Annotated in this window: 20 protein-coding genes; 3 read left to right on the forward strand and 17 right to left on the reverse strand. The window is 71.5% G+C overall.

The annotated features are described in order from the left end of the window. Positions 1–51: 51 nt before the first annotated feature. Positions 52–1497, forward strand: coding sequence for a metalloprotease TldD (gene tldD / locus K311_RS0100385; RefSeq protein WP_026815661.1), 1446 nt, complete (start codon positions 52–54; stop codon positions 1495–1497). Between the two features lie 182 nt (positions 1498–1679). On the opposite strand, the gene yjgA is transcribed toward tldD, so the two are convergent. Continuing rightward, positions 1680–2219, reverse strand: coding sequence for a ribosome biogenesis factor YjgA (yjgA, locus tag K311_RS14595; RefSeq protein ID WP_245570608.1), 540 nt, complete (start codon positions 2217–2219; stop codon positions 1680–1682). Between the two features lie 38 nt (positions 2220–2257). On the opposite strand from yjgA, the gene pmbA reads away from it, so the two are divergent. Both pmbA and K311_RS0100400 read left to right on the forward strand, forming a co-directional pair. Next, a complete protein-coding gene (pmbA, locus tag K311_RS0100395) occupies positions 2258–3616 on the forward strand; it encodes a metalloprotease PmbA (protein WP_026815662.1) in 1359 nt (452 codons plus the stop codon). Positions 3617–3715: 99 nt separating this feature from the next. Further along, positions 3716–4057, forward strand: a complete 342-nt coding sequence (locus K311_RS0100400; protein WP_051239338.1) for a DUF4870 domain-containing protein — start codon at positions 3716–3718, stop codon at positions 4055–4057. A 72-nt stretch (positions 4058–4129) separates the two neighbouring features. Here K311_RS0100400 and K311_RS0100405 read toward each other — a convergent pair whose 3' ends face one another. The 16 genes from K311_RS0100405 to K311_RS0100480 all read right to left on the reverse strand — a co-directional run bounded on the left by K311_RS0100405 (position 4130) and on the right by K311_RS0100480 (position 23253). Continuing rightward, complete coding sequence (locus tag K311_RS0100405; RefSeq protein ID WP_026815664.1) at positions 4130–5011, reverse strand: polyprenyl synthetase family protein; 882 nt, start codon at positions 5009–5011, stop codon at positions 4130–4132. Beyond that, positions 5001–5267 carry an exodeoxyribonuclease VII small subunit gene (locus K311_RS0100410; RefSeq protein WP_026815665.1) on the reverse strand — a complete coding sequence of 89 codons (267 nt, stop codon included), beginning with the start codon at positions 5265–5267 and terminating at the stop codon, positions 5001–5003. Before K311_RS0100410 ends, K311_RS0100405 begins: the two co-directional genes overlap by 11 nt. A 44-nt stretch (positions 5268–5311) precedes the next feature. Then, positions 5312–6688: a tRNA lysidine(34) synthetase TilS gene (tilS, locus tag K311_RS14600; protein ID WP_051239339.1), complete on the reverse strand. Its 1377-nt coding sequence runs from the start codon at positions 6686–6688 to the stop codon at positions 5312–5314. A gap of 27 nt (positions 6689–6715) precedes the next feature. Beyond that, positions 6716–7021, reverse strand: a complete 306-nt coding sequence (locus tag K311_RS0100420) for a hypothetical protein (protein ID WP_026815666.1) — start codon at positions 7019–7021, stop codon at positions 6716–6718. Positions 7022–7087: 66 nt separating this feature from the next. Next, the gene (locus tag K311_RS0100425) at positions 7088–8047 is read right to left on the reverse strand and encodes an acetyl-CoA carboxylase carboxyltransferase subunit alpha (protein WP_026815667.1); all 960 of its coding nucleotides are present in this window, start codon (positions 8045–8047) and stop codon (positions 7088–7090) included. A 200-nt stretch (positions 8048–8247) separates the two neighbouring features. After that, positions 8248–11778: a DNA polymerase III subunit alpha gene (gene dnaE, locus K311_RS0100430; protein ID WP_026815668.1), complete on the reverse strand. Its 3531-nt coding sequence runs from the start codon at positions 11776–11778 to the stop codon at positions 8248–8250. Further along, positions 11775–13013, reverse strand: a complete 1239-nt coding sequence (locus K311_RS14605; protein ID WP_051239340.1) for a 2OG-Fe(II) oxygenase — start codon at positions 13011–13013, stop codon at positions 11775–11777. The genes dnaE and K311_RS14605 overlap by 4 nt, the downstream gene beginning before the upstream one ends. Positions 13014–13112: 99 nt before the next feature. Next, the gene (locus K311_RS0100440; protein ID WP_026815669.1) at positions 13113–13754 is read right to left on the reverse strand and encodes a hypothetical protein; all 642 of its coding nucleotides are present in this window, start codon (positions 13752–13754) and stop codon (positions 13113–13115) included. Between the two features lie 312 nt (positions 13755–14066). Further along, positions 14067–14660, reverse strand: a complete 594-nt coding sequence (locus K311_RS14610) for a ribonuclease HII (protein ID WP_043797671.1) — start codon at positions 14658–14660, stop codon at positions 14067–14069. After that, positions 14657–15877, reverse strand: a complete 1221-nt coding sequence (gene lpxB, locus K311_RS14615) for a lipid-A-disaccharide synthase (protein WP_051239341.1) — start codon at positions 15875–15877, stop codon at positions 14657–14659. Before lpxB ends, K311_RS14610 begins: the two co-directional genes overlap by 4 nt. An 8-nt stretch (positions 15878–15885) precedes the next feature. After that, entirely contained in the window at positions 15886–16656 is a 771-nt protein-coding gene (gene lpxA, locus K311_RS0100455) for an acyl-ACP--UDP-N-acetylglucosamine O-acyltransferase (RefSeq protein WP_026815670.1), read from the reverse strand. Beyond that, positions 16653–17120, reverse strand: coding sequence for a 3-hydroxyacyl-ACP dehydratase FabZ (gene fabZ / locus K311_RS0100460; protein WP_026815671.1), 468 nt, complete (start codon positions 17118–17120; stop codon positions 16653–16655). Before fabZ ends, lpxA begins: the two co-directional genes overlap by 4 nt. A gap of 15 nt (positions 17121–17135) precedes the next feature. After that, positions 17136–18152 carry a UDP-3-O-(3-hydroxymyristoyl)glucosamine N-acyltransferase gene (gene lpxD / locus K311_RS0100465; RefSeq protein ID WP_026815672.1) on the reverse strand — a complete coding sequence of 339 codons (1017 nt, stop codon included), beginning with the start codon at positions 18150–18152 and terminating at the stop codon, positions 17136–17138. A 16-nt stretch (positions 18153–18168) separates the two neighbouring features. Next, a complete protein-coding gene (gene bamA / locus K311_RS0100470) occupies positions 18169–20667 on the reverse strand; it encodes an outer membrane protein assembly factor BamA (protein ID WP_026815673.1) in 2499 nt (832 codons plus the stop codon). Between the two features lie 55 nt (positions 20668–20722). Then, positions 20723–22072, reverse strand: a complete 1350-nt coding sequence (rseP, locus tag K311_RS0100475) for an RIP metalloprotease RseP (RefSeq protein WP_026815674.1) — start codon at positions 22070–22072, stop codon at positions 20723–20725. Further along, the gene (locus K311_RS0100480) at positions 22069–23253 is read right to left on the reverse strand and encodes a 1-deoxy-D-xylulose-5-phosphate reductoisomerase (protein ID WP_026815675.1); all 1185 of its coding nucleotides are present in this window, start codon (positions 23251–23253) and stop codon (positions 22069–22071) included. The genes rseP and K311_RS0100480 overlap by 4 nt, the downstream gene beginning before the upstream one ends. Positions 23254–23255: the final 2 nt, after the last annotated feature.

Consider the following 23255-nt stretch of genomic DNA (forward strand, 5'->3'; position numbering starts at 1 on the left):
GTTTTCCCGGATTTCCTTGCATTTCACGCCCCAGGGGCCCATTTCGTGCCGATGACTGCAACGACCCTCGCGCAAGCCACCCACCGCCTGCTCACGCCGACCGGCCTCGATCTGGCCGGGCTCGACCGCGCGTTCTCGCGCCTGCTCGGGCCCGGCATCGATTTCGGCGACCTGTATTTCCAGCACAGCCGGCGCGAGAGCTGGACGATCGAGGACGGCATCGTCAAGGACGGCGCGCATTCGATCGAGCAGGGCGTCGGCGTGCGCGCGGTCAGCGGCGAGAAATCCGGTTTCGCCTATTCCGACGACATCCGCGCCGAGGCGCTGCTGGAATCGGCGGCGGCGGCGCGCGCGATCAGCCGCGACGGCGCCACCCGCGAAGGCGGCCAGCGCATCGTCGTCGCCGGCCGCGATCTGTATCCACCGCACGACCCGGTCGACGCGATGCCGGCGGACGCCAAGATCGCCGTGCTGCGCGAGCTCGAGGCCGCGCTGCGCGCCGCCGATCCGCGCGTGAAGCAGGTCACCGTCAGCCTGTCGGGCGGGGTCGACACGGTGCTGGTCGCGCGCAGCGACGGTGCGGTGGCCGCCGACGTGCGGCCGCTGGTGCGCATCAACGTGCAGGTGATCGTCGAGCAGGGCGGCCGCCGCGAGCAGGGCTATGCCGGCGCCGGCGGCCGCTATGGCTATGCCGAGCTGTTCGCCGACGGCCGCCCGGACGCGGTCGCGCAGGAAGCGCTGCGCCAGGCGCTGGTGAACCTCGATGCGGTCGACGCGCCGGCGGGCTCGATGCCGGTCGTGCTCGGTCCCGGCTGGCCGGGCGTGCTGCTGCACGAGGCGGTCGGCCACGGCCTCGAGGGCGACTTCAACCGCAAGGGCACCTCGGTCTACGCCGGCCGCATCGGCGAACGCGTCGCCGCGCCCGGCGTCACGATCGTCGACGACGGCACGCTCGCCGGCCGCCGCGGCTCGCTGAACATCGACGACGAGGGCAATCCGACGCAGTGCACGACGCTGATCGAGGACGGCATCCTGCGCGGCTACCTGCAGGACAGCCTCAACGCGCGGCTGATGGGCGTGGCGCCGACCGGCAACGGCCGCCGCGAATCCTTCGCGCACCGGCCGATGCCGCGCATGACCAATACCTACATGCTCGCTGGGTCCTACGCGCCGGAGGAGATCATCGGCTCGGTGAAGAAGGGCCTGTACGCGCCGAACTTCGGCGGCGGCCAGGTCGACATCACCAGCGGCAAGTTCGTGTTCTCGGCGACCGAGGCCTGGCTGATCGAGGACGGCAGACTCACGCGCCCGGTCAAGGGCGCGACCCTGATCGGCAACGGTCCCGAGGCGATGACCCGCGTCTCGATGGTCGGCAACGACCTGCAACTCGACGCAGGCGTCGGCGTATGCGGCAAGGACGGCCAGTCCGTGCCGGTAGGTGTCGGCCAGCCCACGCTGAAGATCGACGCCATGACCGTCGGCGGTACCCGCGCGTGACGCTTCAAATGGCCTTTGCCACGGACGAGCGCGGACGAGCACGGATGAACACGGACAGAGCCTTGTTCATTGGTTCGCTATCGAGGCCGGTTGCTCCGATCACCCGGGACACAACAGATCAGCGCTTTATCCGTGTTCGTCCGTGCTCGTCCGCGCTCGTCCGCGGCAAGGAACCGGATCTTTCAGCCCTCGACGTCGTCAGAGGTCGAGAGGAGGGTGCGGAGGTCGCGGAAGAGGTCGCGGTAGGCGTGCGGCGGCCGGTTCTGCAGGCGTTCCTGGCGGGCGTTGCGGGCGAGCTGACGCAGGTGCTGGCGGTCGGCCTGCGGAAACGCCGCGAGCAGCTCGGCCAGGGCCTCGTCGCCCTCGTCGACCAGACGGTCGCGCCAGTACTCCACCTCGTGCAGCGCCTGCGCGGCGCGGCGGCCGTCGGCCTTGTCGTGCTCGAGCGCGGCGCGGATCGCGTCCAGCGCCTCGTCCTCGCGCCGGCGCATGTGCTTGGCCAGGTACTGGATCTGCCGCTTGCGGGCGATCTGCGCGGTGATCTTCCGCGAGGCCAGCACCAGCTCGCGCAGGTCGTCGTCCATCGGGATGCGCGCCAGCGCCGGTTCGCTGAGCGTCACCAGCTGCTGCGCCAGCGCCAGCACCGCCAGCGCCTGCCGGCGCTGCTCGCCGCGGCTCGGGCCGCGGTCGAACTCTTCGTCGTCGATGTCTTCGTCGTGCATCCGCGGCATCCGCAAACCATTCCGGCAAGGATACGCCCATGACCGTGACCACCCCAGCCCGCGACGATTCGCACGCGCGCCTGGACCGGCTTTCCGAGCTCGCCCGCGACGTGCTGCGCGACTGCGCCGCCCGCGGCGCCGGCCAGGCCGAGGTGAGCCTGTCCGAGGACCGCGGCCTGAACGTCGACGTCCGCCTCGGCGAGGTCGAGACGGTCGAGCGCACCCACGACCGCAGCGTCGCGGTCACCGTCTACATCGACGGCCGCAAGGGCAGCGCCAGCACCGCCGACCTGCAGCCGGAGAGCCTGGCCGCGACGGTGGCGATGGCCTGCGCGATCGCCCGCCACACCGAGGTCGATCCCGCCGCCGGCCTCGCCGACCCCGAGCGCATGGCGAAAGCGCCGCGCGAGTTCGACGGCTGGCACCCGTGGGCGCTCGATGCCGACGCGGCGATCGCGCTGGCCTTGCGCACCGAGAACGCGGGCCGCGAAGCCGATCCGCGCATCAGCAATTCCGAGGGTGCCTCGACCAGCACCGCCGAAAGCATCTCCGTCTACGCCAACAGCCACGGCTTCCTCGGGCGCGAGCGCGGCACCAGCCATTCGCTCAGCGCCTCGTTCATCGCCGGCAGCGGCGACGGCATGGAGCGCGACTACTGGTACACCAGCGCGCTGGCGGCGTCGGATCTCGAAGCACCGGAAGCCGTCGGCCGCCGCGCCGCCGAGCGTACCGTCGCGCGCCTGGATCCGCGGCCACTGGCGACCGGTGACTACCCGGTGCTGTTCGCGCCGGAAATGGCGCGCTCGCTGATCGGCCATCTGCTCAATGCGGCGTCCGGCGGTGCGCTGTACCGCGGCGCCAGTTTCCTCGTCGACCGCTGCGGCGAGCGCCTGTTCCCCGGCTGGTTCCAGATCGACGAACGCCCGCACCTGATGCGCGGCCTGCGCTCATCCGACTTCGATGCCGAAGGTGTGGCGACGCTCGACCAGCCGCTGGTGCGCGACGGTGTGCTGGTGCGCTATCTGCTCGGCAGCTATTCGGCGCGCAAGCTCGGCCTGCAGAGCACCGGCAACGCCGGCGGGGTGCACAACCTCGAGGTGCGCGCGAACGCCGGCGACCTGCGCGCGATCGCGAAGGCGATGGGCCGCGGCCTGCTGGTCACCGAACTGATGGGGCAGGGCGCCAATACCGTCACCGGCGACTATTCGCGCGGCGCCGGCGGCTTCTGGATCGAGAACGGGGAGATCGCGTATCCGGTCGCCGAGGTCACGATCGCCGGAAAACTGCAGGACATGTTCCTGGCGATCGAGGCGGTCGGCAGCGACGTCGACCCGCGTTCGCACATCGGCATCGGCGCGCTGCTGGTCGGCCGCATGACGGTCGCCGGCGAGTCCTGAGACTCACGTCGCCTTGACACGTCCCCGGGGTGGCCGGACAGTAGCCGGGTCGCGCGCCGCCCGGCGCCGCGTCATCCGATCGAAGCCCCGGGGGACCCCATGAACGACACCGCTGTTCCGCAGGAAGACAAGACCCTTGCCCTCATCACCCATCTGTCCGGCATCGTCGCCGGCTTCATCGTTCCGCTGATCATCTGGCTGATCAACAAGGACAAGCCGGAGAAGGGCTTCCTGACGGACCAGTCGAAGGAAGCGCTGAACTTCCAGATCACCCTGATCATCGCCTACGTGGTCTGCGTGATCCTGACCTTCGTTCTCATCGGCGCGTTCCTGATGCCGCTGGTCTGGCTGGCCTCGCTGGTGTTCATGATCCTCGCGGCGGTGAAGGCCAACGGTGGCGAGTACTACCGCTACCCGGTGGCGATCCGCCTGATCAAGTAAGGCGTATCGCGCGTACGAAGAAGGCGGCCCGCGGGCCGCCTTCTTCGTGTCCGGAATTCGCGCCGCGGGCGATCAGCTGCGGCGTTCGACCGCGAGCACCGCCAGCGCCTCGAGCGCGCCGACGTCGCCGGGCCAGCCGGTCAGCGCATCGCGCATCCGCGCGACCTGTTCGGCCAGCGCCGCCCCGGCGCCGTCGCGGCCGAGCAGGGCGGGATAGGTGGCCTTGTCCTGGGCCTGATCCTTGCCCGCGGTCTTGCCGAGCGAGGCGCTGTCGCCGTCGATGTCGAGCAGGTCGTCGCGGATCTGGAAGGCGAGGCCGAGCGCCGCGGCGTAGTCGTCGAGGCGCGCACTGACGCCGGGACCGGCGCCGCCGGCGAGTGCGCCCATGCGCACCGCGCTGCGGATCAGCGCGCCGGTCTTCAGCGCATGCAACTGCTGCAGTTCGGCGACTTCGATGCGGCGGCCACCGGCTTCCATGTCGAGGGCCTGGCCGCCGCACATGCCGGCGGCGCCGGTGGCCCGCGCCAGCGACTGCAGCCAGGCCACGCGCAGTGCGGCGTCGACCGGGGCCTCGGCGAGCACCTCGAAGGCGAGCGCCTGCAGGGCGTCACCGGCGAGGATCGCGGTGGCCTCGTCGAAGGCGACGTGGACGGTCGGGCGGCCGCGGCGCAGGTCGTCGTCGTCCATCGCCGGCAGGTCGTCGTGCACCAGCGAGAATGCGTGCACGAGTTCGACCGCGACGGCCGGCGCGGTGAGCAGGGTCTCGTCGGCGCCGGTCGCCGCGCCGGCGGCGTAGACCAGCAGCGGGCGCAGGCGCTTGCCGCCGGAGAGCACCGCGTGGCGCATGGCCGCGTGCAGGCGGGCGGAACCGGTGTCGGCCGAGGCCGCGAGGGCGGTCTCGAGGGCGGCTTCGACACGCTGGCGCCACGGCGCCAGGCGCGCGTCAGCCGCCATCGTTCGGCGCGGCCTGGAAAGGCGTGCCGGCGTCCGGATCGGCCGGATCGCTGAGCAGGCGCACGCGCAGTTCGGCCTGGTCGAGCGCCGCGCGGCACTGCCGGTAGAGGCCGACGCCGCGCTCGTAGGCGGCGAGGGAGTCGTCGAGAGACAGGTCGCCCTTCTCCATCTTCAGGACGAGCTGCTCGAGCTCGTCCAGCGACGCTTCGAACGGGGCGACCGGGGAAGGCGGCGAATCGGGGGTCTTGGCGGCCATGCGGCAAGTGTAGCCGTCCCCGCGCGACCGGTGTGATAACGGTGTCAGAGACCGTTTTCCGCGGAACTGTCTCCGACACCGTTAATGATTACGAGGGCGAGGCCGTTGCGGCCGAGCCAGGCCTGCAGGCGGGCGGAGACGAGGCGGTCGCCGGCGGCCAGCAGTTCGCCGTCGGCGGCGAACAGCAGCGGTAGCGCCGCGCGTTCCCAGGGCGGTACGCCGGCGTCCTGCAGCAGGTGCTTCAACGCGTGCGAGTGGCTCCGTCCCGGCAGGCGCAGGCGTTCGCCGCCTCGACGGGCGCGCACGCACAGCGGTTCCGGAAAGCAGGCGGGTGGCGCCGTGCCGGGTCCCACCAGCGCCAGCGTGACGCCGGTCGGCAGCGGCAGCGGCGCGCGTCCGTCCCACCTGGTTTCGAAGTCCGCGGGAAGCGTCACCGGCGGCGGTCCGGCCCAGAGTCGACCCCGCCAGCGGCGCACCTGTGCCCCCGGCCATTCGACCAGGCCGCCGTCGCCGCTGTCGCCCGCGTCGCCGCCATCGGCGCCATCCGCCGCCGCGTTTCCGTCCGCGGCCTGGGCAGCGACCAGATCGTGTCCGATCGTCGCCAGTCGCGCGGCCGGGGCCGGCGGCAGGCCGAGCGCGGCGAGCCAGGCCCGCAGCACCCGCGCACGCCATTCCGGCACCAGTGCGCGCAGCCCGGCGAGGTCGAGCCAGGCCGGATCCCCACCACGCAGCGCCGCCAGCCGCTGCGCATCCTCGCCGCCGAGCAGGTCCGCCTGCGTGGCCAGCAGGGCCGCGCTGCGCGCCAGCGCGGCCGACGCCTGCGGCCAGCGCGTCGCCAGCCGCGGCAGGATTTCGTGGCGCAGGAAGTTGCGGTCATGCCGCAGCGCGTCGTTCGCCGGATCGTCCAGCCACGCCAGATCGCGCGCGCGCGCCCAGGCTTCGATGTCGGAACGCGCAACCGCCAGCAGCGGCCGCCACAGCGCCCCGCTGCCGAAAGGGCGCAGCACGCGCATGCCGGCGAGACCGTCGCCGGCGCCGCGCAGCAGCCGCAGCAGCACCGTCTCGGCCTGGTCGTCGCGGTGGTGGGCGAGGGCGATGACCTCGCCCGGCCGCTGCATCGCGACCAAGGCCCCGTGCCGGGCCCGCCGCGCCGCCGCCTCCAGGCCCTCGCCGGTCGCGACGACGCCGACCCGGCGGCTGGCGAAGTCCACACCCAGCGCCGCGCAGATGCCGGCGCAGTGTTCGGCCCAGGCCGCCGAATCCGCATGCAGGCCATGGTCGACATGCAGCGCCCGCAGGCCGCGCGCGCGCGCCGCCGGATCGCCGGCGAGCAGGTGCAACAGGACCGTGGAATCGAGGCCGCCGCTGAAGGCGACGGCGATCCCGTGCTCGCCGGGCGCCGGCGGCAGCATCACGGTCATCGCGATTCGCGCGCGGCCGGAGGCCGCTTACGCGACCTCGATCTCGATGCCACCGGCGAATCCGGCCGCCAGGTTGTACAGCCAGGCGGTCAGCAGCCCGGCGAGGAATCCCATCAGGCCGTAAACGATCGGCGCGATCACCACCATCGCCACGCCGATGCCCATCATCACGCCGCCGCCGAAGGCTGCTTCGGAGGCCCCGCTGGCCATCATCGCGCCGCCGCCGACCAGCGCGAACAGCGCGTACAGCAGGCCGATCAGCAGGCCGATACCGGCATACAGCACGCCCATGACCTTGGCGCAGGAAATGACGCCGATCCGCTTGATCACCATCGCGTTGACTCCCCTGGTCCGTGCCGGCGCCGGGACGGAGCCGGCTGTTTCACAATCGGTCGAGGCTCAGGCCGCCTCGTAGGCGCCGTAGCTGCGCAGGCGGCGGTAGCGCTGCTCGAGGCGGGTGCCGGCGTCGATCGCATCGAGCGTCGTCAGCTCGCCGAGGATCGCCTGCTTCAGCGTCGCCGCCATCGCCGCCGGGTCGCGGTGGGCGCCGCCGAGCGGCTCCGGCACGACCACGTCGATCAGGCCGTGTTCCTTCAGCCGCTTCGCGGTCAGGCCGAGGGCTTCGGCGGCGTCGCGCGCCTTGTCGGCGGACTTCCAAAGGATCGAGGCGCAGCCTTCCGGCGAGATCACCGAATAGGTGCTGTATTCGAGCATCAGCGTGCGGTCGCCGACGCCGATCGCCAGCGCGCCGCCGGAGCCGCCCTCGCCGATCACCGTGCAGACGATCGGGATCTTCAGCTCCGCCATCTCCAGCAGGTTGCGGGCGATCGCCTCGGACTGGCCGCGCTCTTCGGCGCCGACGCCGGGGTAGGCGCCCGGGGTGTCGATGAAGGTCAGCAGCGGCAGCTGGAAGCGTTCGGCCATCTTCATCAGGCGCAGCGCCTTGCGGTAACCCTCGGGGCGCGGCATGCCGAAGTTGCGGCGGATCTTGGCGCGGGTGTCGCGGCCCTTCTGCTGGCCGATCACCATCACCGCGCGGCCGTCGAGCCGGGCCAGGCCGCCGACGATCGCGGCGTCGTCGGCGAAGGCGCGGTCGCCGGCGAGCTCGTGGAACTCGTCGAACATCAGGCCGATGTAGTCGTTGGTGTACGGCCGCTGCGGATGCCGGGCCAGCTGCGAGATCTGCCAGGGCGTCAGCGCCTTGAAGATCTCGGCGGTGCGCACCTTCAGCTTCTCCTGCAAGCCGTTGACCTCGGTCTCGACATCGACCGCCGGGCCGGTGCTGGCACGACGCAGTTCCTGGATCTTCGCTTCCAGTTCGGCGATGGGCTGTTCGAAATCGAGGAAGTTCGGGTTCATCGGGTCGGGCTGCCGGTTCCGGCAGGGGCCGGAGATTGAGCAATGGCTCTAGGAAGGCGCGAGTCTACCAGCGGAAGCGAGTAACGAGTGGAGAGGAACGAGCAACGAGTGACCGCCCGCGCGCATGGCGCGCGAAGGGCGGATCGCGGCTGAAGCCGCTCCTGCACTCGTTGCTCGTTCCTCTCCACTCGTTACTCGCCTTAACCGCCCTGCGCCCAGGGCCGGTGCAGGCTCAGCTGGACCTTGTCGACGCCGGGCAGGGCGCGCAGCTGGCCGACCAGTTCGGGTTCGGTACGCACGCCGAGCGGGCCGTCGAGGTCGACGGTGCCGCGGGCGCGGCCGGGGGTCAGCAGGTCCAGGCGCAGCGGGGTCGGGCCGGGGCGGTAGGGGGCCAGCAGCTGCTGCACGGCGTCCCAGACGCCCGGGCGGCGCAGGTCGATGGTCATCGCCAGGCGGCGCGCGTGCTGGGCGCAGAGCTGGCGGAAGTCCCAGCACTGGCGCGCGCGCAGCACCAGGCCGCCGGAGAACTGGTCCTCGCCGAGGCCGCCCTCGATCAGCAGCAGGCGGTCGCGCGACAGCATCGGCGCCGCTTCGGCGAAGGCGTCGCGGAAGAAGGCGACCTCGAGCTGGCCGCGGCCGTCCTCGATGCGCACGAAGGCCATCGTGTCGCCGCGCCGGCGCACCGCGGTGACGAGGCCGGCGAGCACCACGGCCGCCTCGCCGCGGCGGTCCTTCTTCTGGCTCCACAGGGTGTCGAGGTCGCGCAGGTCGACGCCCACCAGGCCCTGCAACTCGTCGCGCCAGGGGTCGACCGGGTGGCCGCTGAGGTAGTGGCCGAGGGTGTCGCGTTCGCCGAGCAGCTTGGTCTCGAGCGGCCAGTCCGGCACCTCCGGCAGGTCCAGCCGCAGCGGCGGCGCGGCGTCGCCGCCCCCGCCGAACAGCGAGGCCTGGCCGGCCGCCCGCTCGCGCGCCATCTGCTCGGTGGCGCGCATCACTTCCGGGACCTGCAGCAGCAGCGACGGCCGGTTGGCGCCGAGGCCGTCGAGGGCGCCGGCGTGCACCAGCGCCTCGAGCACGCGCCGGTTGAGCTTCGTCGAATCGACCCGCGTGCAGAAGTCGAGCAGGTCGCGGTATTCGCCGCCGGCGAGGCGCGCCCTGACGATCGCGTCGCAGGCGCCGAAGCCGACGCCCTTCACCGCGCCGAGGCCGTAGCGGATCGTCTTCGCGTCCAGCGCCACGAACGCATGGTCGGAGGCGTTCACGTCCGGCGGCAGCACCGTCAGGCCGATCTCGCGCGCTTCCTCGAGGAAGGTCACCACCTTGTCGGTGTTGTCCATGTCCGAGGTCAGCGTCGCGGCCATGAACTCGGCCGGGTAATGCGCCTTCAGCCACGCGGTCTGGTAGGCGACCAGCGCATAGGCCGCCGAGTGCGACTTGTTGAAGCCGTAGTCGGCGAACTTCTCCATCAGGTCGAAGATGCGCGTCGCGGTGTCCGCGTCGATGCCGCGTTCGGCGGCGCCGGCCTCGAACTTCACGCGTTCCTTGGCCATCTCCTCGGGCTTCTTCTTGCCCATCGCGCGGCGCAGCAGGTCGGCGCCGCCGAGCGAGTAGCCGGCCAGTACCTGGGCGATCTGCATCACCTGTTCCTGGTACACGATCACGCCGTAGGTCGGCTTCAGGATCGGCTCGAGCAGGTCGTGCGGGTAGGAGACCTCGGCGCGGCCGTGGCGGCGGTCGATGAAGTCGTCGACCATGCCGGCGCCGAGCGGACCGGGGCGGTACAACGCCGCGAGCGCGATCAGGTCCTCGAAGGTCGAGGGCTGCAGCTTGCGGATGTACTCCTTCATGCCGCGCGATTCGAACTGGAACACCGCCGTGGTCTGCCCCTTCGAGAGCAGCGCATAGGTGGCCGGGTCGTCGAGCGGCAGCGCCAGGACGTCGACCGGCGGCAGGCCGGCGCGGGCGTGGCGGGCGTCGATCGCCTGCACCGCCCAGTGGATGATCGTCAGCGTGCGCAGTCCGAGGAAGTCGAACTTCACCAGGCCGACGCCCTCGACGTCGTCCTTGTCGAACTGGGTGACGATCGAGCGCGCCTGGTCCTTCGCCGGCGGGTCGGCGAACAGCGGGCTGAAGTCGGTCAGCGGCGTCGGCGCGATCACGACGCCGCCGGCGTGCTTGCCGGCATTGCGGGTCAGGTCCTCGAGGCTGCGCGCGAGGTCGATCAGGTCGCGCACGTCCTCCTCGTCGCGGTAGCGCTGGATCAGCTCGGCCGAGGCCAGTTCGCTGTCCTTGCGCGCCGCGTCGCTGAGGCCGAGGGCGTCGTCGAGGCTGATGCCGAGCGTGTTCGGGATCAGCTTGGCGACGCCGTCGACGAAGCCGTAGGGATGTCCGAGCACGCGGCCGCAGTCGCGGATCGCCGCCTTCGCGGCCATCGTGCCGTAGGTGATGATCTGGCTGACCTTGTCGCGGCCGTACTTGCCGGCGACGTAGTCGATCACCTCGTCGCGGCCGTCCATGCAGAAGTCGATGTCGAAGTCGGGCATCGACACGCGTTCGGGATTCAGGAAGCGCTCGAACAGCAGGTCGTAGCGCAGCGGGTCGAGGTCGGTGATGCCGAGCGCGTAGGCGACCAGCGAGCCGGCGCCGGATCCGCGGCCCGGGCCGACCGGAATGCCATGCGACTTCGACCACACGATGAAGTCGGCGACGATCAGGAAGTAGCCGGGGAAGCCCATCGTCACGATCACGTCGAGCTCGGTGTCGAGGCGCGCGACGTAATCGGCGGGCGTGCGCCCCGGTGCCGGCTCGATCCTCTCCAGACGGCGCTGCAGGCCATCGTGCGCCTGCGCGCGGATCCAGCTCTCGAGCGTGTGGCCTTCGGGCACCGGGAAGTCGGGCAGGTAGTACTTGCCCAGGCTCAGCTCGAGATTGCAGCGCATCGCCAGCTGCACGGTGTTCTCGAGCGCCTCGGGCAGGTCGGCGAACAGCTCGGCCATCTCCTCCGGCGACTTCAGGTACTGCTCGCGGCTGAATTCGCGCGGGCGCTTCGGATCGTCGAGCACGCGGCCGGTGGCGATGCAGACGCGCGCCTCGTGCGCCTCGAAATCGTCGGGCGCGAGGAAGCGCACGTCGTTGCTCGCCAGTACCGGCAGGTCGTGCTTCGCGGCCAGCGCCAGCGCGGCGGTGTTGAAGGCTTCCTCGCCGTCGCGGCCGGTGCGGGTCAGTTCCAGGTACAGGCGGTCGGGGAAGGTCGCGATCCATTCGCGCAACACCCGCGCGGCCTGCTCGTCGCGGCCGCCGGCGAGGGCCTGGCCGAGCGCGCTCTCGCGGCCGGCGATCGCGACGAGGCCGGCGCTGTCGGCATGCAGCCACTCGGGCTGCACCTCGACATGGTCGCCGCAGTGGCCGTCGAGGAACGCGCGGCTGATCAGGCGCGACAGCGACAGGTAGCCGCTGCGGTCCAGGCAGAGCAGGGTCAGGCGCGACGGTGGACCGCCGTCGCCGGCGATCCAGAGGTCGGCGCCGGCGATCGGCTTCACCCCGGCGCCTTCCGCGGCCTTCTGGAACTTCACCAGCGCGAACAGGTTGCTGACGTCGGTCACCGCCACCGCCGGCAGGCCGAGCGCGGCGCAGCGCGACACCAGTTCCGGGATGCGGATCGTGGAGTCGGTCAGCGAATATTCGCTGTGCAGGTGCAGGTGGACGAAGCGCGGCGTCATCGGTGCACTCATGCGTGGTGCAGCCGCAATTCGCGCAGCAGCACCGCGAGGCGACGGGCGTCGCCGTCCGGCTGCCAGTCGCTGTCGGTGCGCAGGATGATGGGCAGCGGCGCGTCGGCCCCGGCGCACAGCGCCAGCGACAGCGTCGGCGTGGTGTCGGCTTGCAGCACGAGTTCCGCCGCCACCTCGCCGGCGCGCACGGAGAGGCGCGCGCCGTGCAGCGCCGGCGGCACCCACAGTACGACCTCGAGGCCGGTGACGGGTTGCGCCGGCACCAGCGTCAGGGCCGCCTCGCGCTCGCACCAGCCGTCCGGCCAGAGCCCCTGCGGCGGCTGCGGCGCGCGGGCATGGCCGAGCAGCGGCGGCCGCCATGCGGCGCGTGCCTCCATGAGTTCGCGCTGCAGGTTGGCGAGGCGCTGCGCGTCCTCCTTCTCGCGGCCGTACAGGAACTGCAGCTGGCCGCGGGCGGCGGCGAAGCGGCGGTCCAGTTCGGCGACGTCGGCCGCGGCGAGGACATGCCCGGCCACCAGGTGTTCCGGCCGCGCCTCGGGCACGTAGACGGTGGCATGCGGCGGCGCGGTCTCTTCCGCGGGCCGCTCGTCGGTGTACAGGTAGATCGCGAAAGAGCGCCGGCTCAGGCCGCGCCGCTCCACCGGCAGGGTGATGCGCGGGAAGCCGTGCCAGGACTGCTCACTGGTCTCGAACAGCACCGCGCGGTTGAAGCGCGGCACGATCCGCTTCTTCGCGGGGTTCGCCGACCACGGGTCTTCCGACAGTTCCAGCACCCCGCCCCAGGCCTCGTCCCATTCCGGGTTCAGGTAGACGATCAGGTTCAGCCGCCGGTGCTGGCCGGTGCGCGGGTGGTAATTGAAGTCGACATGCGCCTCGAGCGCCTGGCCGTCGACGTTCTCGTGGGTGCCGCCGCCGACGTAATCGGGATCGTGCCGCAGGTCCGGAATCCCGGTGATCACCGAGATCGCGTCGAGGAAGTCGGCGCTCGCCAGCCACGCATCGAGCTGCGGATAGGGCTCCGGCAGCTCGCGCACGTGTTCGCGCACCGCCTTGCCGCCGACGCGGCCGTGTTCGTCTTTCGCGTACCGCGGATCGAAGCCGGGAAAGGCCTGCAGCATCGCCCGCGCGACGTCGTCGCGCAGGAAGCCGTCGATGACGACGTGGCGGAACGGCGTCGCGGTGCGGAAAGTTTCGGCGTGTGCGGCCAGCGCGGCGCGCACGGCGGAATCGAACATGGCGGGCCCTGCAGAGGTCCCGCCGATTATCGCCCGAAAAGCACGGACGACGGCGCCGGCGAGTCCCTGACGCCGGCCGTCGTCGCCCGTGCCGGGGAACTAGCGGACGCGGATCCGTTCGGGCAGGTCGCCGCCGGTCGCGTAACGGTGCGCGCGCACGTCGCGGCGCTGCTGCAGCAGCGCCAGTTCGGCGACGCAGGCGGCCTCCCAGGCGGCGACGCGGGCACGGCCGTCGCCGCGCGGGCGTTCGAGCGCGCGGAAGCGGCAGAAGTCGCCGAAGTCGGTGGCCTCGGCGGCGAATTGGCGCCAGCTCAGCTCGACCAGCAGCGCGTCGTCGAGGTGGCCGACCTGCGGCTGGTCGTCCGGGATCAGGTCGTCGACGCGCTGCAGGTAGTCGACCAGCAGGCGCGCGCGTTCGCGCAGGTTGCCGTCGAGGATCCAGTCGGTGTCGGCGAGCATGTCGCGGACACGCGCCGCGCGGCGCAGGCGCTCGCCGACGATCGCCGCGGCGCGCTCGGCGGGCAGCGACTGCAGCCAGCGGGCCAGGGTGACGATCTGGTCGGCGCTCACCGGGGCGGTGCCGGGGGCCAGGCGCGCGAGCAGCGCATTGAAGTCGTCGACCGCGGCGTCGGACAGCTCGACGTCGCCGATGCGGCGCCGGCGCGCGAAGGCCTCGTGGCGCAGGTCGAGTGGCAAGGGGGAGGGGAAGAGCGGGGTCTCGGCGTGCAGGGGGAGGTTCATGGCCGTTCCGTGTGCGGCGTCCACGGAACCATTCCGCGGATCGGCATCCCTCTGGATGCGCGGACAGGGTCGCGCGTTGCAGCGGACGCGCGCGACTACGGAAAGGCCCACTGACCTCTGTCACAGGGAGGCGGGCGGGGGCTCGGCAGCTGCTCGCTTTTCCCACGCCCGCGCTTCCCGCGAAAGCTGTAGGAGCGGCTTCAGCCGCGACGGCGTCTGCAGTTCCGAGCGCGCCGCACCCTCACGCGCACGGCGCGCCCAACTCGTTTCTCGTTCCTCGTTTCTCGCTGCGGGCTTCGCCCCGCGGCGCTGTCAAATGCCTTCGAGTTCCGGCTGCAGCAGCGCCCGCACCGGCGCGAAGCTGCGCCGGTGCAACGGGCAGGGACCGAGGCGGCGCAGGGCGTCGACGTGTTCGGGGGTGCCGTAGCCCTTGTGCATCGCGAAGCCGTAGCCGGGGTGCTGGCGGTCGAGTTCGCGCATCAGCCGGTCGCGCGCGACCTTGGCGAGGATCGACGCCGCCATGATCGCCGGCTCGAGCGCGTCGCCGCCGACGATCGCGCGTGCCTTGCACGGCAGCCCGGGCGGCAGCCGGTTGCCGTCGACGAGCACGCGTTCGGCGCAGGGCAGCAGCGCGTGCACAGCGCGGCTCATGCCGGCCATCGTCGCGTGCAGGATGTTCAGGCGGTCGATCTCGGCGACGTCGACGAACTCGACGTGCCAGGCGATCGCGGCGGCGCGGATCTGCGGCTCGAGTTCCTCGCGGCGGGATTCCGCGAGTGCCTTCGAATCGTCGAGGCCCTCGGGCACCCGGCGTGGGTGCAGGATCACCGCGGCGACCGCCACCGGCCCGGCCAGCGGGCCGCGCCCGGCTTCGTCGACGCCGGCGGTGCGCAGCGGCCGCGTCATCGCCCGGCCTCCCCGCCGGCGCCGGCGGCGACCGGCGCCAGCAGCTCGGCGACCGCGTCGGCGGCACTGGCCGAGGCGTTACGGCGAAGACGCGTGTGGATCGCCTGGAAACGCGGCTGCAGGGTCGCGACCGCGTCCGCATCCTCGAACCAGTGCAGCAGCGCGGCGGCCAGGTTGTCCGGCGTGCACTGGTCCTGCATCAGCTCCGGCACCACCGGTTCGTTCGCGAGCACGTTCGGCAGGCTGTAGCGGTTCACCTTGAGCATGCCGAGCGCCATCACGATCCGGTAGGTGAGGGCGGAGATGCGATAGCCGACGACCATCGGCCGCTTCGCCAGCATCGCTTCCAGCGCCGCGGTGCCGGAGGCCAGCAGCACGACGTCGGCGGCGATCATCGCGGTGTGCGCGTCGCCGTCGAGCACGCGCACTGCCGGCAGCGGCGCCTGCGCGAGCGTGGCCTCGATCGCGGCGCGGCAGCCGGGTGTCGCCGCGGGCACCAGCAGCTGCAGGCCCGGGCGACGCTGCGCGACCAGGCGCGCGGCCTCGAGGAACTCGGGCCACAGCCGGCGGATCTCGCCGAGGCGGCTGCCCGGCAGCACGGCCAGCACCTCGCCCCCGGCGGCGATGCCGAGACGCGCGCGCGCGGCCGCGCGGTCGGGCTGCAGCGGCAGGGCGTCGGCCAGCGGATGGCCGACGAAGCGCGCTTCGATGCCGTGCGCGGCGTAGATCGGCGGTTCCATCGGGAACAGGCACAGCACGCGGTCGGCGCTGCGGCCGATCTTCGCGGCGCGCCCCTGGCGCCAGGCCCACACCGAGGGACTGACGTAGTGCACCGTGCGGATGCCGGTGGCCTTCAGCCGGCGCTCCAGGCCGAGGTTGAAGTCGGGGGCGTCGATGCCGATGAAGACGTCGGGCCGCCAGTCGCGAAAGCGGCGGAACAGCGCACCGCGCAGGCGCAGCAGGCGTGGCAGGTGGCGCAGCACTTCGACCAGGCCCATCACCGCGAGCTCGCTGCTGTCGTGCCAGGCGTCGACGCCGGCCGCGCGCATCGCCGGGCCGGCCACCCCGGCGAATTCGCCATCGGGGAAGCGGCTGCGAAGTTCGTCGACGAGGGCGGCGCCGAGCAGGTCGCCGGAAGCCTCACCGGCGACGAGGGCGATGCGCAGCGGCCGCGCCGGCGCGGCGTTCGCGGCGGCGGGCGGGACCGGGTCGGCCACGGCCGCCGTCAGCGCAGCAGGCCGCGCTCGCTGTGCTCGATGAAGTCGAGCATCAGCTGCACGTCCGCGGAATCGCCGGCGGCATCGGCCAGCTGTTCGCGCACTTCCGCCAGCGGCTTGCCGGACATGTACAGCGCGCGGTAGGCGCGCTTGATCGCGGCGATGCGTTCGGGTTCGAAGCCGCGGCGCTTCAGGCCTTCGCTGTTGATGCCGCGCGGCGAGGCGTAACGGTCGGCGACCATCACGAATGGCGGCACGTCGGCATTCACCAGGCTGCCCATGCCGATGAACGCGTGCGCGCCGATCTTGCAGAACTGGTGGATGCCGGCGAAACCGCCGAGGATCGCCCAGTCGCCGAGCACCGCGTGGCCGGCGAGGGTGGCGTTGTTGGCGAGGATGCAGTGGTCGCCGATCCGCACGTCGTGGGCGATGTGCACGTAGGCCATGATCCAGTTGTCGTCGCCGATGCGGGTGGTGCCGCCACCGTCGGCGGTGCCGCGGCTGACCGTCGTGAACTCGAAGAAGGTGTTGCCGTCGCCGATCACCAGCTCGGTGCGCTCGCCGCGGAACTTCTTGTCCTGCGGGTCGTTGCCGATCGTCGCGTGCGAATGGATCACGTTGCCACGGCCCATCCGCGTCGGCCCGGTGATCACCGCATGCGCACCGATGCGGCAGCCGTCGCCGATCTCGACCTCGGGGCCGATCACCGCATAGGCGCCCACCTGGACGCCTTCACCGACCCGCGCGCCCGGATCGATCTGCGCGCTCGGGTGGATCATGCTTCCTTGCCCTCGGCGCACAGGATCTCGGCGCTGGCGACGGTCTTGCCGTCGACGCGGGCGCAGCATTCGTACAGGGCCATGTTGCGGATCAGGCGCTTGAGCTTCACTTCCATGTCGAGCTGGTCGCCGGGGCCGACCATGCGGCTGAAACGACAGTTGTCGACCTTCACCAGGTAGAACAGCTGGCCTTCCTTGTGCTCGTCCTTCGGCGTCGACAGCTGGGTCAGCAGGCCGCCGGCCTGCGCCATCGCCTCGATCACCAGCACGCCCGGCATCACCGGCCGGCCGGGGAAGTGGCCCTGGAAGAAGGGCTCGTTGTAGGTGACGTTCTTGATGACGCGGATGCGCGCGTGCGGCTCGAGCTCGATCACGCGGTCGACCAGCAGGAACGGGTAGCGGTGCGGAAGCAGGTGCAGGATGCAGGAGACATCCACGGGCATCTTGATGGCGTCGTCGCTCATCCTGGGGTCCTCGGCTCAGTCGTCGGCGGGGCCCGACATTCTACGCGCCAGCTCGTCCAGGCGCCGGAAGCGGGCGGCATTGCGGCGCCAGGTCCGGGTCGGCAGCACGCCGAGGGCGCCGGAGTACTCGCCAGGCTGGTCGATCGAGCCGGTGACCAGGCTCATCGCGGTGACGGTGACGCCGTCGGCGATCCGCAGGTGGCCGGCGATGCCGACGCCGCCGCCGATCAGGCAGCGGGCGCCGATGCGCGCCGAACCGGCGATCGCGGTGGCGCCGGCGATCGCGGTGTGGTCGCCGATGCGCACGCCGTGGCCGACCTGGATCTGGTTGTCGAGGCGGACGTCGACGCCGAGTTCGGTGTCCTCGAGGGCGCCGCGGTCGATCGTGGTGTTGGCGCCGATCTCGCTGTCGTCGCCGACACGCACGCCACCGAGCTGCGGCACCTTCAGCCAGTGGCCGGCGTCCATCGCCAGTCCGAAACCATCGGCCCCGAGCACCGCGCCGGGATGGATGCGCACGCGCGCGCCGAGGTGCACCCGCGTCACCAGGGTGACGCGCGCAACCAGCACGCAGCCGGGGCCGATCTCGTTGTCGTCGCCGATGATGCAGCCCGGGCCGAGCAGGGCGCCGGCGCCGATGCGACTGCCGCTGCCGATGCTGCACAGCGGACCGACCGAGGCGGTAGGGTCCACCACTGCGTCGGCGGCGACCACGGCGCTGGGATGGATGCCGGGCACGACGGCCGGCACGGTTTCGAAGCGGGCGGCGATCTTCGCGAAGGCCGCGTAGGGCGAACGCGCGACCAGGCAGGGTACCGGGCAGGCGTCGGCGTCGCCGGCGGCGAGCACCACCGCGCCGGCCGCGGTCGCGGCCAACTCGCGCCGGTAGGCGGGATTGGCGAGGAAGCTCAGCTGGCCCGGGCCGGCACTGGCGAGGGTGCCGACGCCGTCGATCAGGACGTCGGCGTTTCCGCGCAGCTCCAGACCGAAGTCGGCGGCGAGCTCGGCCAGCCGGTAGGCATTCGCCGGCACGGGCGCCGCCCCGGCCTCAGAACGAGCCGCCGAAGGTGAACTGCAGGCGCTCGATCTGGTCGTGGCGCTCGTACTGCAGCGGCGCCGCGTAGCTGATCGCGATCGGGCCCATCGGCGACTGCCACGTCAGCGAGATGCCGGCCGACAGGCGCAGCGTCTTCGCTTCCCAGACGTCCGGGCCGCGGTAGACGTTGCCCCAGTCGAAGAAGGCCGACAGGCGCGTGCCGCGGTTGTCGAACAGGGTCGGGAAGTACAGCTCGAACGAGCCGGCGGTCTTGAACGAGCCGCCGAGCGCCTGCTGGTAGCTGTCGCCGAAGGTGTAGATCGGGCCGATCGAGTTCGCCTCGAAGCCGCGCACCGAGTTCGGACCGCCGACGTAGTAGTTGCGGAAGAACGGCAGGCCGCAGTTCTCGAACTCGGTGGTCAGCTCGCCGAGCTCGTCGTACACGCGGCACTGCTGCTTGCGGGTATCGCCGTAGCTGTCGCCGTAGCCGATCTCGGCCGCCGTGCGCAGGCCGAGCCAGGAGCGGATCAGCCAGTAGTGCTCGAAGTTGTAGTTGATGCGGTAGTACTCGAGGTCGCTGCCCGGGAGCACGATCTCGGCGCCGATGCGGTGGTACAGGCCGCGGGTAGGCATCAGGAAGTCGTTGCGCGAGTCGCGCTGCCAGCCGAGCTGCAGGCGCCACGCATTGATGTTCCACTTGCGGTACGGGCCGAGCGTCAGCGGGTCGGTGGTGCTCGGATCGTCGTCGTCGTTCGACGGATCCGTCTGCGGATTGCCGTCGTTGTCGACGTGGTACTGCGGGTAGCGTGCGCGGTCGCCGAGCGAATCGACCAGGTAGTCGATCAGCATCGGCGGCGTGTTGAAGTCGTCGGTGGTGATCTGGTTGCGGTCGATGCCCAGCGAGACGCTGATCGCGTCGGTCTCGGTCAGCGGAATCAGCGAGAAGAACTCGGCCGACGACACCGCGTTGTTGAAGTTCGCTAGGTTGGCGTCGCGATCCGAGTAGTCGAAGTCGCTGTGGGCGATGCTGAAGCCGAGGCTGATGCCGTCGTCGGTGAAGTAGGGGTCGGTGAAGCTCAGCGCGAACTGCTCCGAGTAGCTGTTGTGCTGCAGGCTCAGCGCGAAGCGGTTGCCGGTGCCGACGAAGTTGTTCTGCACCAGCTGCAGGGTCGTGATCAGGCCGTAGCTCTGCTGGTAACCCAGGCCGAACGTGAACTGGCCGGAGTTGCGCTCCTTGACGGTGATCTTCACGTCGACCATGTCCGGCTGGCCCGGCACCGGCGGCGTTTCCACGTCGACGGTGTCGAAGAAGCCCAGGCGCTGCAGGCGGATCTTCGAGCGGTCGATCGCCGCCTGCGAGAACCACGAGCCCTCGAACTGGCGCATCTCGCGGCGCAGCACCTCGTCGGCGGTCGTGGTGTTGCCGGAGAACTCGATGCGGCGCACCTGCACGCGCGGGCCCGGATCGACGAAGAAGTTCAGGCCGATCGTGCGGTTGTCGCGGTCGATCTCCGGAACCGGGTTCACCTGCGCGAACGCGTAGCCGACGTTGCCCAGGGTGGCGATGATCGCGTCGGAGGTCAGTTCGACCAGGCCGCGCGAGAAGGTGTCGCCTTCCTTGAGGATGATCAGCCGCTCGAGCTCTTCCTGCGGCAGGATCGTCTCGCCGCTGACCTTCACCGACGACACCGTGTAGACCGGGCCCTCGGCGACGTTGGCGGTGACGAAGATGTCGCGCTTGTCGGGGCTGATCGCGACCTGGGTCGACTCGACGTTGAAGTCGACGTAGCCGCGGTCGAGGTAGAAGTTGGTCAGCTTCTCGAGGTCGCCCGACAACTTCTCGCGCGAGTACTGGTCGTCGCGGCGGTACCACGACAGCCAGTTGCTGGTGCCGGATTCCCAGTTGCGGCGCAGCACGTCCTCGCCGAAGGTCTCGTTGCCGACGATGTTGATGTCGCGGATGCGCGAGGCCTTGCCCTCGGCGATCACGATGCTGATGTCGACGCGGTTGCGGTCGAGGTTGCTGACCGTCGGCACGATCGAGACGTTGTACTTGCCGCGGTTGTTGTACTGGCGCAGCAGTTCCTGGGTGACGCGGTCCAGGTTCAGCGGGTTGAAGGTCTCGCCCTCGGACAGGCCGATGCCGCGCAGGCCGTTGAGCAGGTCCTCGGTCTGGATGTCCTTGTTGCCGGTGAGGGTGATCGTGTTGATCGCCGGGCGCTCGGTGACGACGACGACGAGGATGTCGCCCTGGCGCTCGAGGCGGACGTCGCTGAAGAAGCCGGTGCGGAACAGCGCCCGGATCGCCTCGGCGGTCTTGCGACGGTCGATCTGGTCGCCGCGCTCGACCGGCAGGTAGGTGAAGACCGTGCCGGGCGCGATGCGCTGCAGGCCCTCGACACGGATGTCGGCGACCTGAAAGGCATCGAAGTTCTGGGCCTGGGCCGGGCCCGCGAGGGCGGCGGCGAGCGCGAGGCTCAGGAGGCAGCGGCGGACAATGGGTCGCGTCATCTTCGATCCGTACTGGGGCGGGCGCCGGTGGCGCCGCGTGGGGTTGTTCGGGGGGTCAGAAACTGGGTCGGAACAGGTCGTTGTAGAAGGCCAGCCCGATCAGGCCGGCGAGCAGGGCCAGACCGACGAACTGGCCGGCCACGCGGACGGATTCGCCCACCGGACTGCCTTTGACAAGCTCGATAAGGTAATACAGCAGGTGCCCCCCATCCAACACCGGGATCGGGAGCAGGTTCATGATGCAAAGGCTCAGCGACAGGATCGCGAGGAAGTACAGGAAGTCGGGAACGCCGCGTTCGGCGCTGTGGCTGGCGACCTTCGCGATCGTCACCGGTCCGGACAGGTTGCGCAGCGAGGCATGCCCGGTGAGCATCCGCCGCAGCACGCCGAGCGTATTGCGGGTCACCGACCAGGTTTCGGCGAACGCCGCCGGCACCGCGGCCAGCGGGCCGTAACGCAGCAGCGCATCCGGCGCCGGTTCCTGCCAGCCCTGGCCGATGCCGAGCTGCCAGTAACGGCTGCCGTCTTCACGTTCGGCAGGGCGCGGGTCGACCGCCAGGTCGAGCTCGCCGTCGCCGCGGCGCACGCGCAGCACGAGCGCCTCGCCGGGACGGGCGAGTTCCTGCACCGCCGTGCCGATCTGTTCCCAGCGCTCGACCGGCCGGTCGCCGACCGCCAGCACCACGTCGCCCGGCTGCAGGCCGGCGGCGGCCGCCGCGCCGAGCACGGTGCCGACCAGGGTGTCCGGCGACCACTGCGCCGGGCGCAGGCCGAGGTCCTGCAGTACACGTTCCTCGCGCAGCACGGCCTGCGGGCGGTCGAGCGGCAGCGTCAGCACGGCCTCGCTGCCGTCGGCGCGGCGCACCCGCACCGGCGCCGGTTCGCGGTCCATCGCCGCGGTGGCGAGGGCGATGCCGGCCCCGGTCCAGGTCTCGACCGCCTCGCCGCGAATCTCCAGCAGGCGGTCGCCGGCGGCCAGGCCGGCTTCCGCGGCCAGGCCTTCGCTGCGGCCGATCTCGGGCAGGAAGTCCGGGCGGCCGATCACGAAGACCAGCCACATCGCCGCCAGGCACAGCAGCAGGTTGGCCAGTGGCCCGGCGGCGACGATCGCGATGCGCTGGCCGACCGGCTTGCCGTCGAAGGCCTGGTGGCGTGCGTGCGCCGGCACCTCGCCCTCGCCACTGTCGAGCATCTTCACGTAGCCGCCGAGCGGCAGCGCCGCGACCACGTACTCGGTGCCGTCGCGGCCGGTGCGCCGCCACAGCGGCTTGCCGAAGCCGACCGAGAAGCGCAGCACGCGCACGCCGCAGCGGCGCGCGACCCAGAAGTGACCGAATTCGTGGAAGGTGACCAGCACCCCGAGGGTCACCAGCATCCAGAACACGTAGCCGACGATGTCCGTCACGGCGTCTCCATCCTCGCGACCAGGCTTGCGGCGACGCGGCGGGCGGCGGCGTCGATGGCCAGCAGCTGGTCGAGGCTGCCGGCCGGGCCGCCGGGCAGGGCGTCCAGGCTGGCCTGGATCAGCGCCGGGATGTCGAGGAAAGCGATCCGGCGCTGAAGAAAGGCTGAAACCGCCACTTCGTTGGCGGCATTGAGCACCGCCGGCGCGGCGCCGCCGGCATCGAGCACCCGCCAAGCCAGGCGCAGGCAGGGGAAGGCGGCGTGGTCGGGGGCGGTGAAGTCGAAGCGGGCCAGCGCCGGCAGGTCGAGCGGCGCGACCCCGGCGTCGATGCGTTCGGGCCAGGACAGGCCGCAGGCGATCGCGGTGCGCATGTCGGGATTGCCGAGCTGGGCCAGCACCGAGCCGTCGACGTAGTCCACCAGCGAGTGGACGATGCTCTGCGGGTGCACGACCACCTCGATGGCTCCCGGCGCGACCGCGAACAGGTGGTGCGCCTCGATCACCTCGAGGCCCTTGTTCATCAGCGTCGCCGAGTCGACCGAGATCTTCGGGCCCATCGACCAGTTCGGATGCGCGCAGGCCTGTTCCGGCGTCACCCCGGCGAGGCTGTCGCGGCTGCGGCCGCGAAACGGGCCGCCGGAGGCGGTCAGCAGCAGCCGGCGCACGCCGGCGCGGCCGCCGTCGGCGGGCAGGCACTGGAAGATCGCGTTGTGCTCGCTGTCGACCGGCAGGATCGCGGCGCCGCCTTCGCGCGCCGCCTGCATCAGCAGGTCGCCGGCGAGCACGATCGATTCCTTGTTCGCCAGCAGCAGGCGCTTGCCGGCGCGGGCCGCGGCGATCGTCGACGGCACGCCGGCGGCGCCGACCAGCGCTGCCACGACGGTGTCGAAGGCCGGATCGGCGGCGACGTCCACCAGCGCGTCCGCGCCGGCGAGCGCGCACGTGGCCAGGCCACGCTCACGCAGGCCGTCGCGCAGGGCGGGATAGCGCGCCGGATCGGCGATCACGGCGACGTCCGGGCGGAAGCGCGCGCACAGCTCGAGCATTTCGTCGACGCGGGTATGCGCGCTCAGCGCGCCGACGCGGAAGCGGTCCGGGTGGCGGGCGACGACGTCGAGGGTCGAACCGCCGATCGAACCGGTCGCGCCGAACAGGGCGATCGTCTTCAGGGCGCTGGCCATCG

This window comes from Arenimonas composti TR7-09 = DSM 18010 (assembly GCF_000426365.1).
In the GTDB taxonomy this organism is placed as follows: Bacteria; Pseudomonadota; Gammaproteobacteria; order Xanthomonadales; family Xanthomonadaceae; genus Arenimonas; species Arenimonas composti.

Bases quoted from the DNA above. Each gene is read 5' to 3' on its own strand.
- K311_RS14610 (WP_043797671.1), bottom strand. From the start codon at position 14,660: ATGACGCGGCCGCTGCGCACCGCCGGCGTCGACGAAGCCGGGCGCGGC.
- tilS (WP_051239339.1), bottom strand. From the start codon at position 6,688: ATGACCGTGATGCTGCCGCCGGCGCCCGGCGAGCACGGGATCGCCGTC.
- K311_RS0100400 (WP_051239338.1), top strand. From the start codon at position 3,716: ATGAACGACACCGCTGTTCCGCAGGAAGACAAGACCCTTGCCCTCATC.
- K311_RS14605 (WP_051239340.1), bottom strand. From the start codon at position 13,013: ATGTTCGATTCCGCCGTGCGCGCCGCGCTGGCCGCACACGCCGAAACT.
- pmbA (WP_026815662.1), top strand. From the start codon at position 2,258: ATGACCGTGACCACCCCAGCCCGCGACGATTCGCACGCGCGCCTGGAC.
- K311_RS0100420 (WP_026815666.1), bottom strand. From the start codon at position 7,021: ATGGTGATCAAGCGGATCGGCGTCATTTCCTGCGCCAAGGTCATGGGC.
- K311_RS0100480 (WP_026815675.1), bottom strand. From the start codon at position 23,253: ATGGCCAGCGCCCTGAAGACGATCGCCCTGTTCGGCGCGACCGGTTCG.
- tldD (WP_026815661.1), top strand. From the start codon at position 52: ATGACTGCAACGACCCTCGCGCAAGCCACCCACCGCCTGCTCACGCCG.
- fabZ (WP_026815671.1), bottom strand. From the start codon at position 17,120: ATGAGCGACGACGCCATCAAGATGCCCGTGGATGTCTCCTGCATCCTG.
- K311_RS0100440 (WP_026815669.1), bottom strand. From the start codon at position 13,754: ATGAACCTCCCCCTGCACGCCGAGACCCCGCTCTTCCCCTCCCCCTTG.
- yjgA (WP_245570608.1), bottom strand. From the start codon at position 2,219: ATGCACGACGAAGACATCGACGACGAAGAGTTCGACCGCGGCCCGAGC.
- K311_RS0100410 (WP_026815665.1), bottom strand. From the start codon at position 5,267: ATGGCCGCCAAGACCCCCGATTCGCCGCCTTCCCCGGTCGCCCCGTTC.
- bamA (WP_026815673.1), bottom strand. From the start codon at position 20,667: ATGACGCGACCCATTGTCCGCCGCTGCCTCCTGAGCCTCGCGCTCGCC.
- K311_RS0100425 (WP_026815667.1), bottom strand. From the start codon at position 8,047: ATGAACCCGAACTTCCTCGATTTCGAACAGCCCATCGCCGAACTGGAA.
- K311_RS0100405 (WP_026815664.1), bottom strand. From the start codon at position 5,011: ATGGCGGCTGACGCGCGCCTGGCGCCGTGGCGCCAGCGTGTCGAAGCC.
- dnaE (WP_026815668.1), bottom strand. From the start codon at position 11,778: ATGAGTGCACCGATGACGCCGCGCTTCGTCCACCTGCACCTGCACAGC.
- lpxA (WP_026815670.1), bottom strand. From the start codon at position 16,656: ATGATCCACCCGAGCGCGCAGATCGATCCGGGCGCGCGGGTCGGTGAA.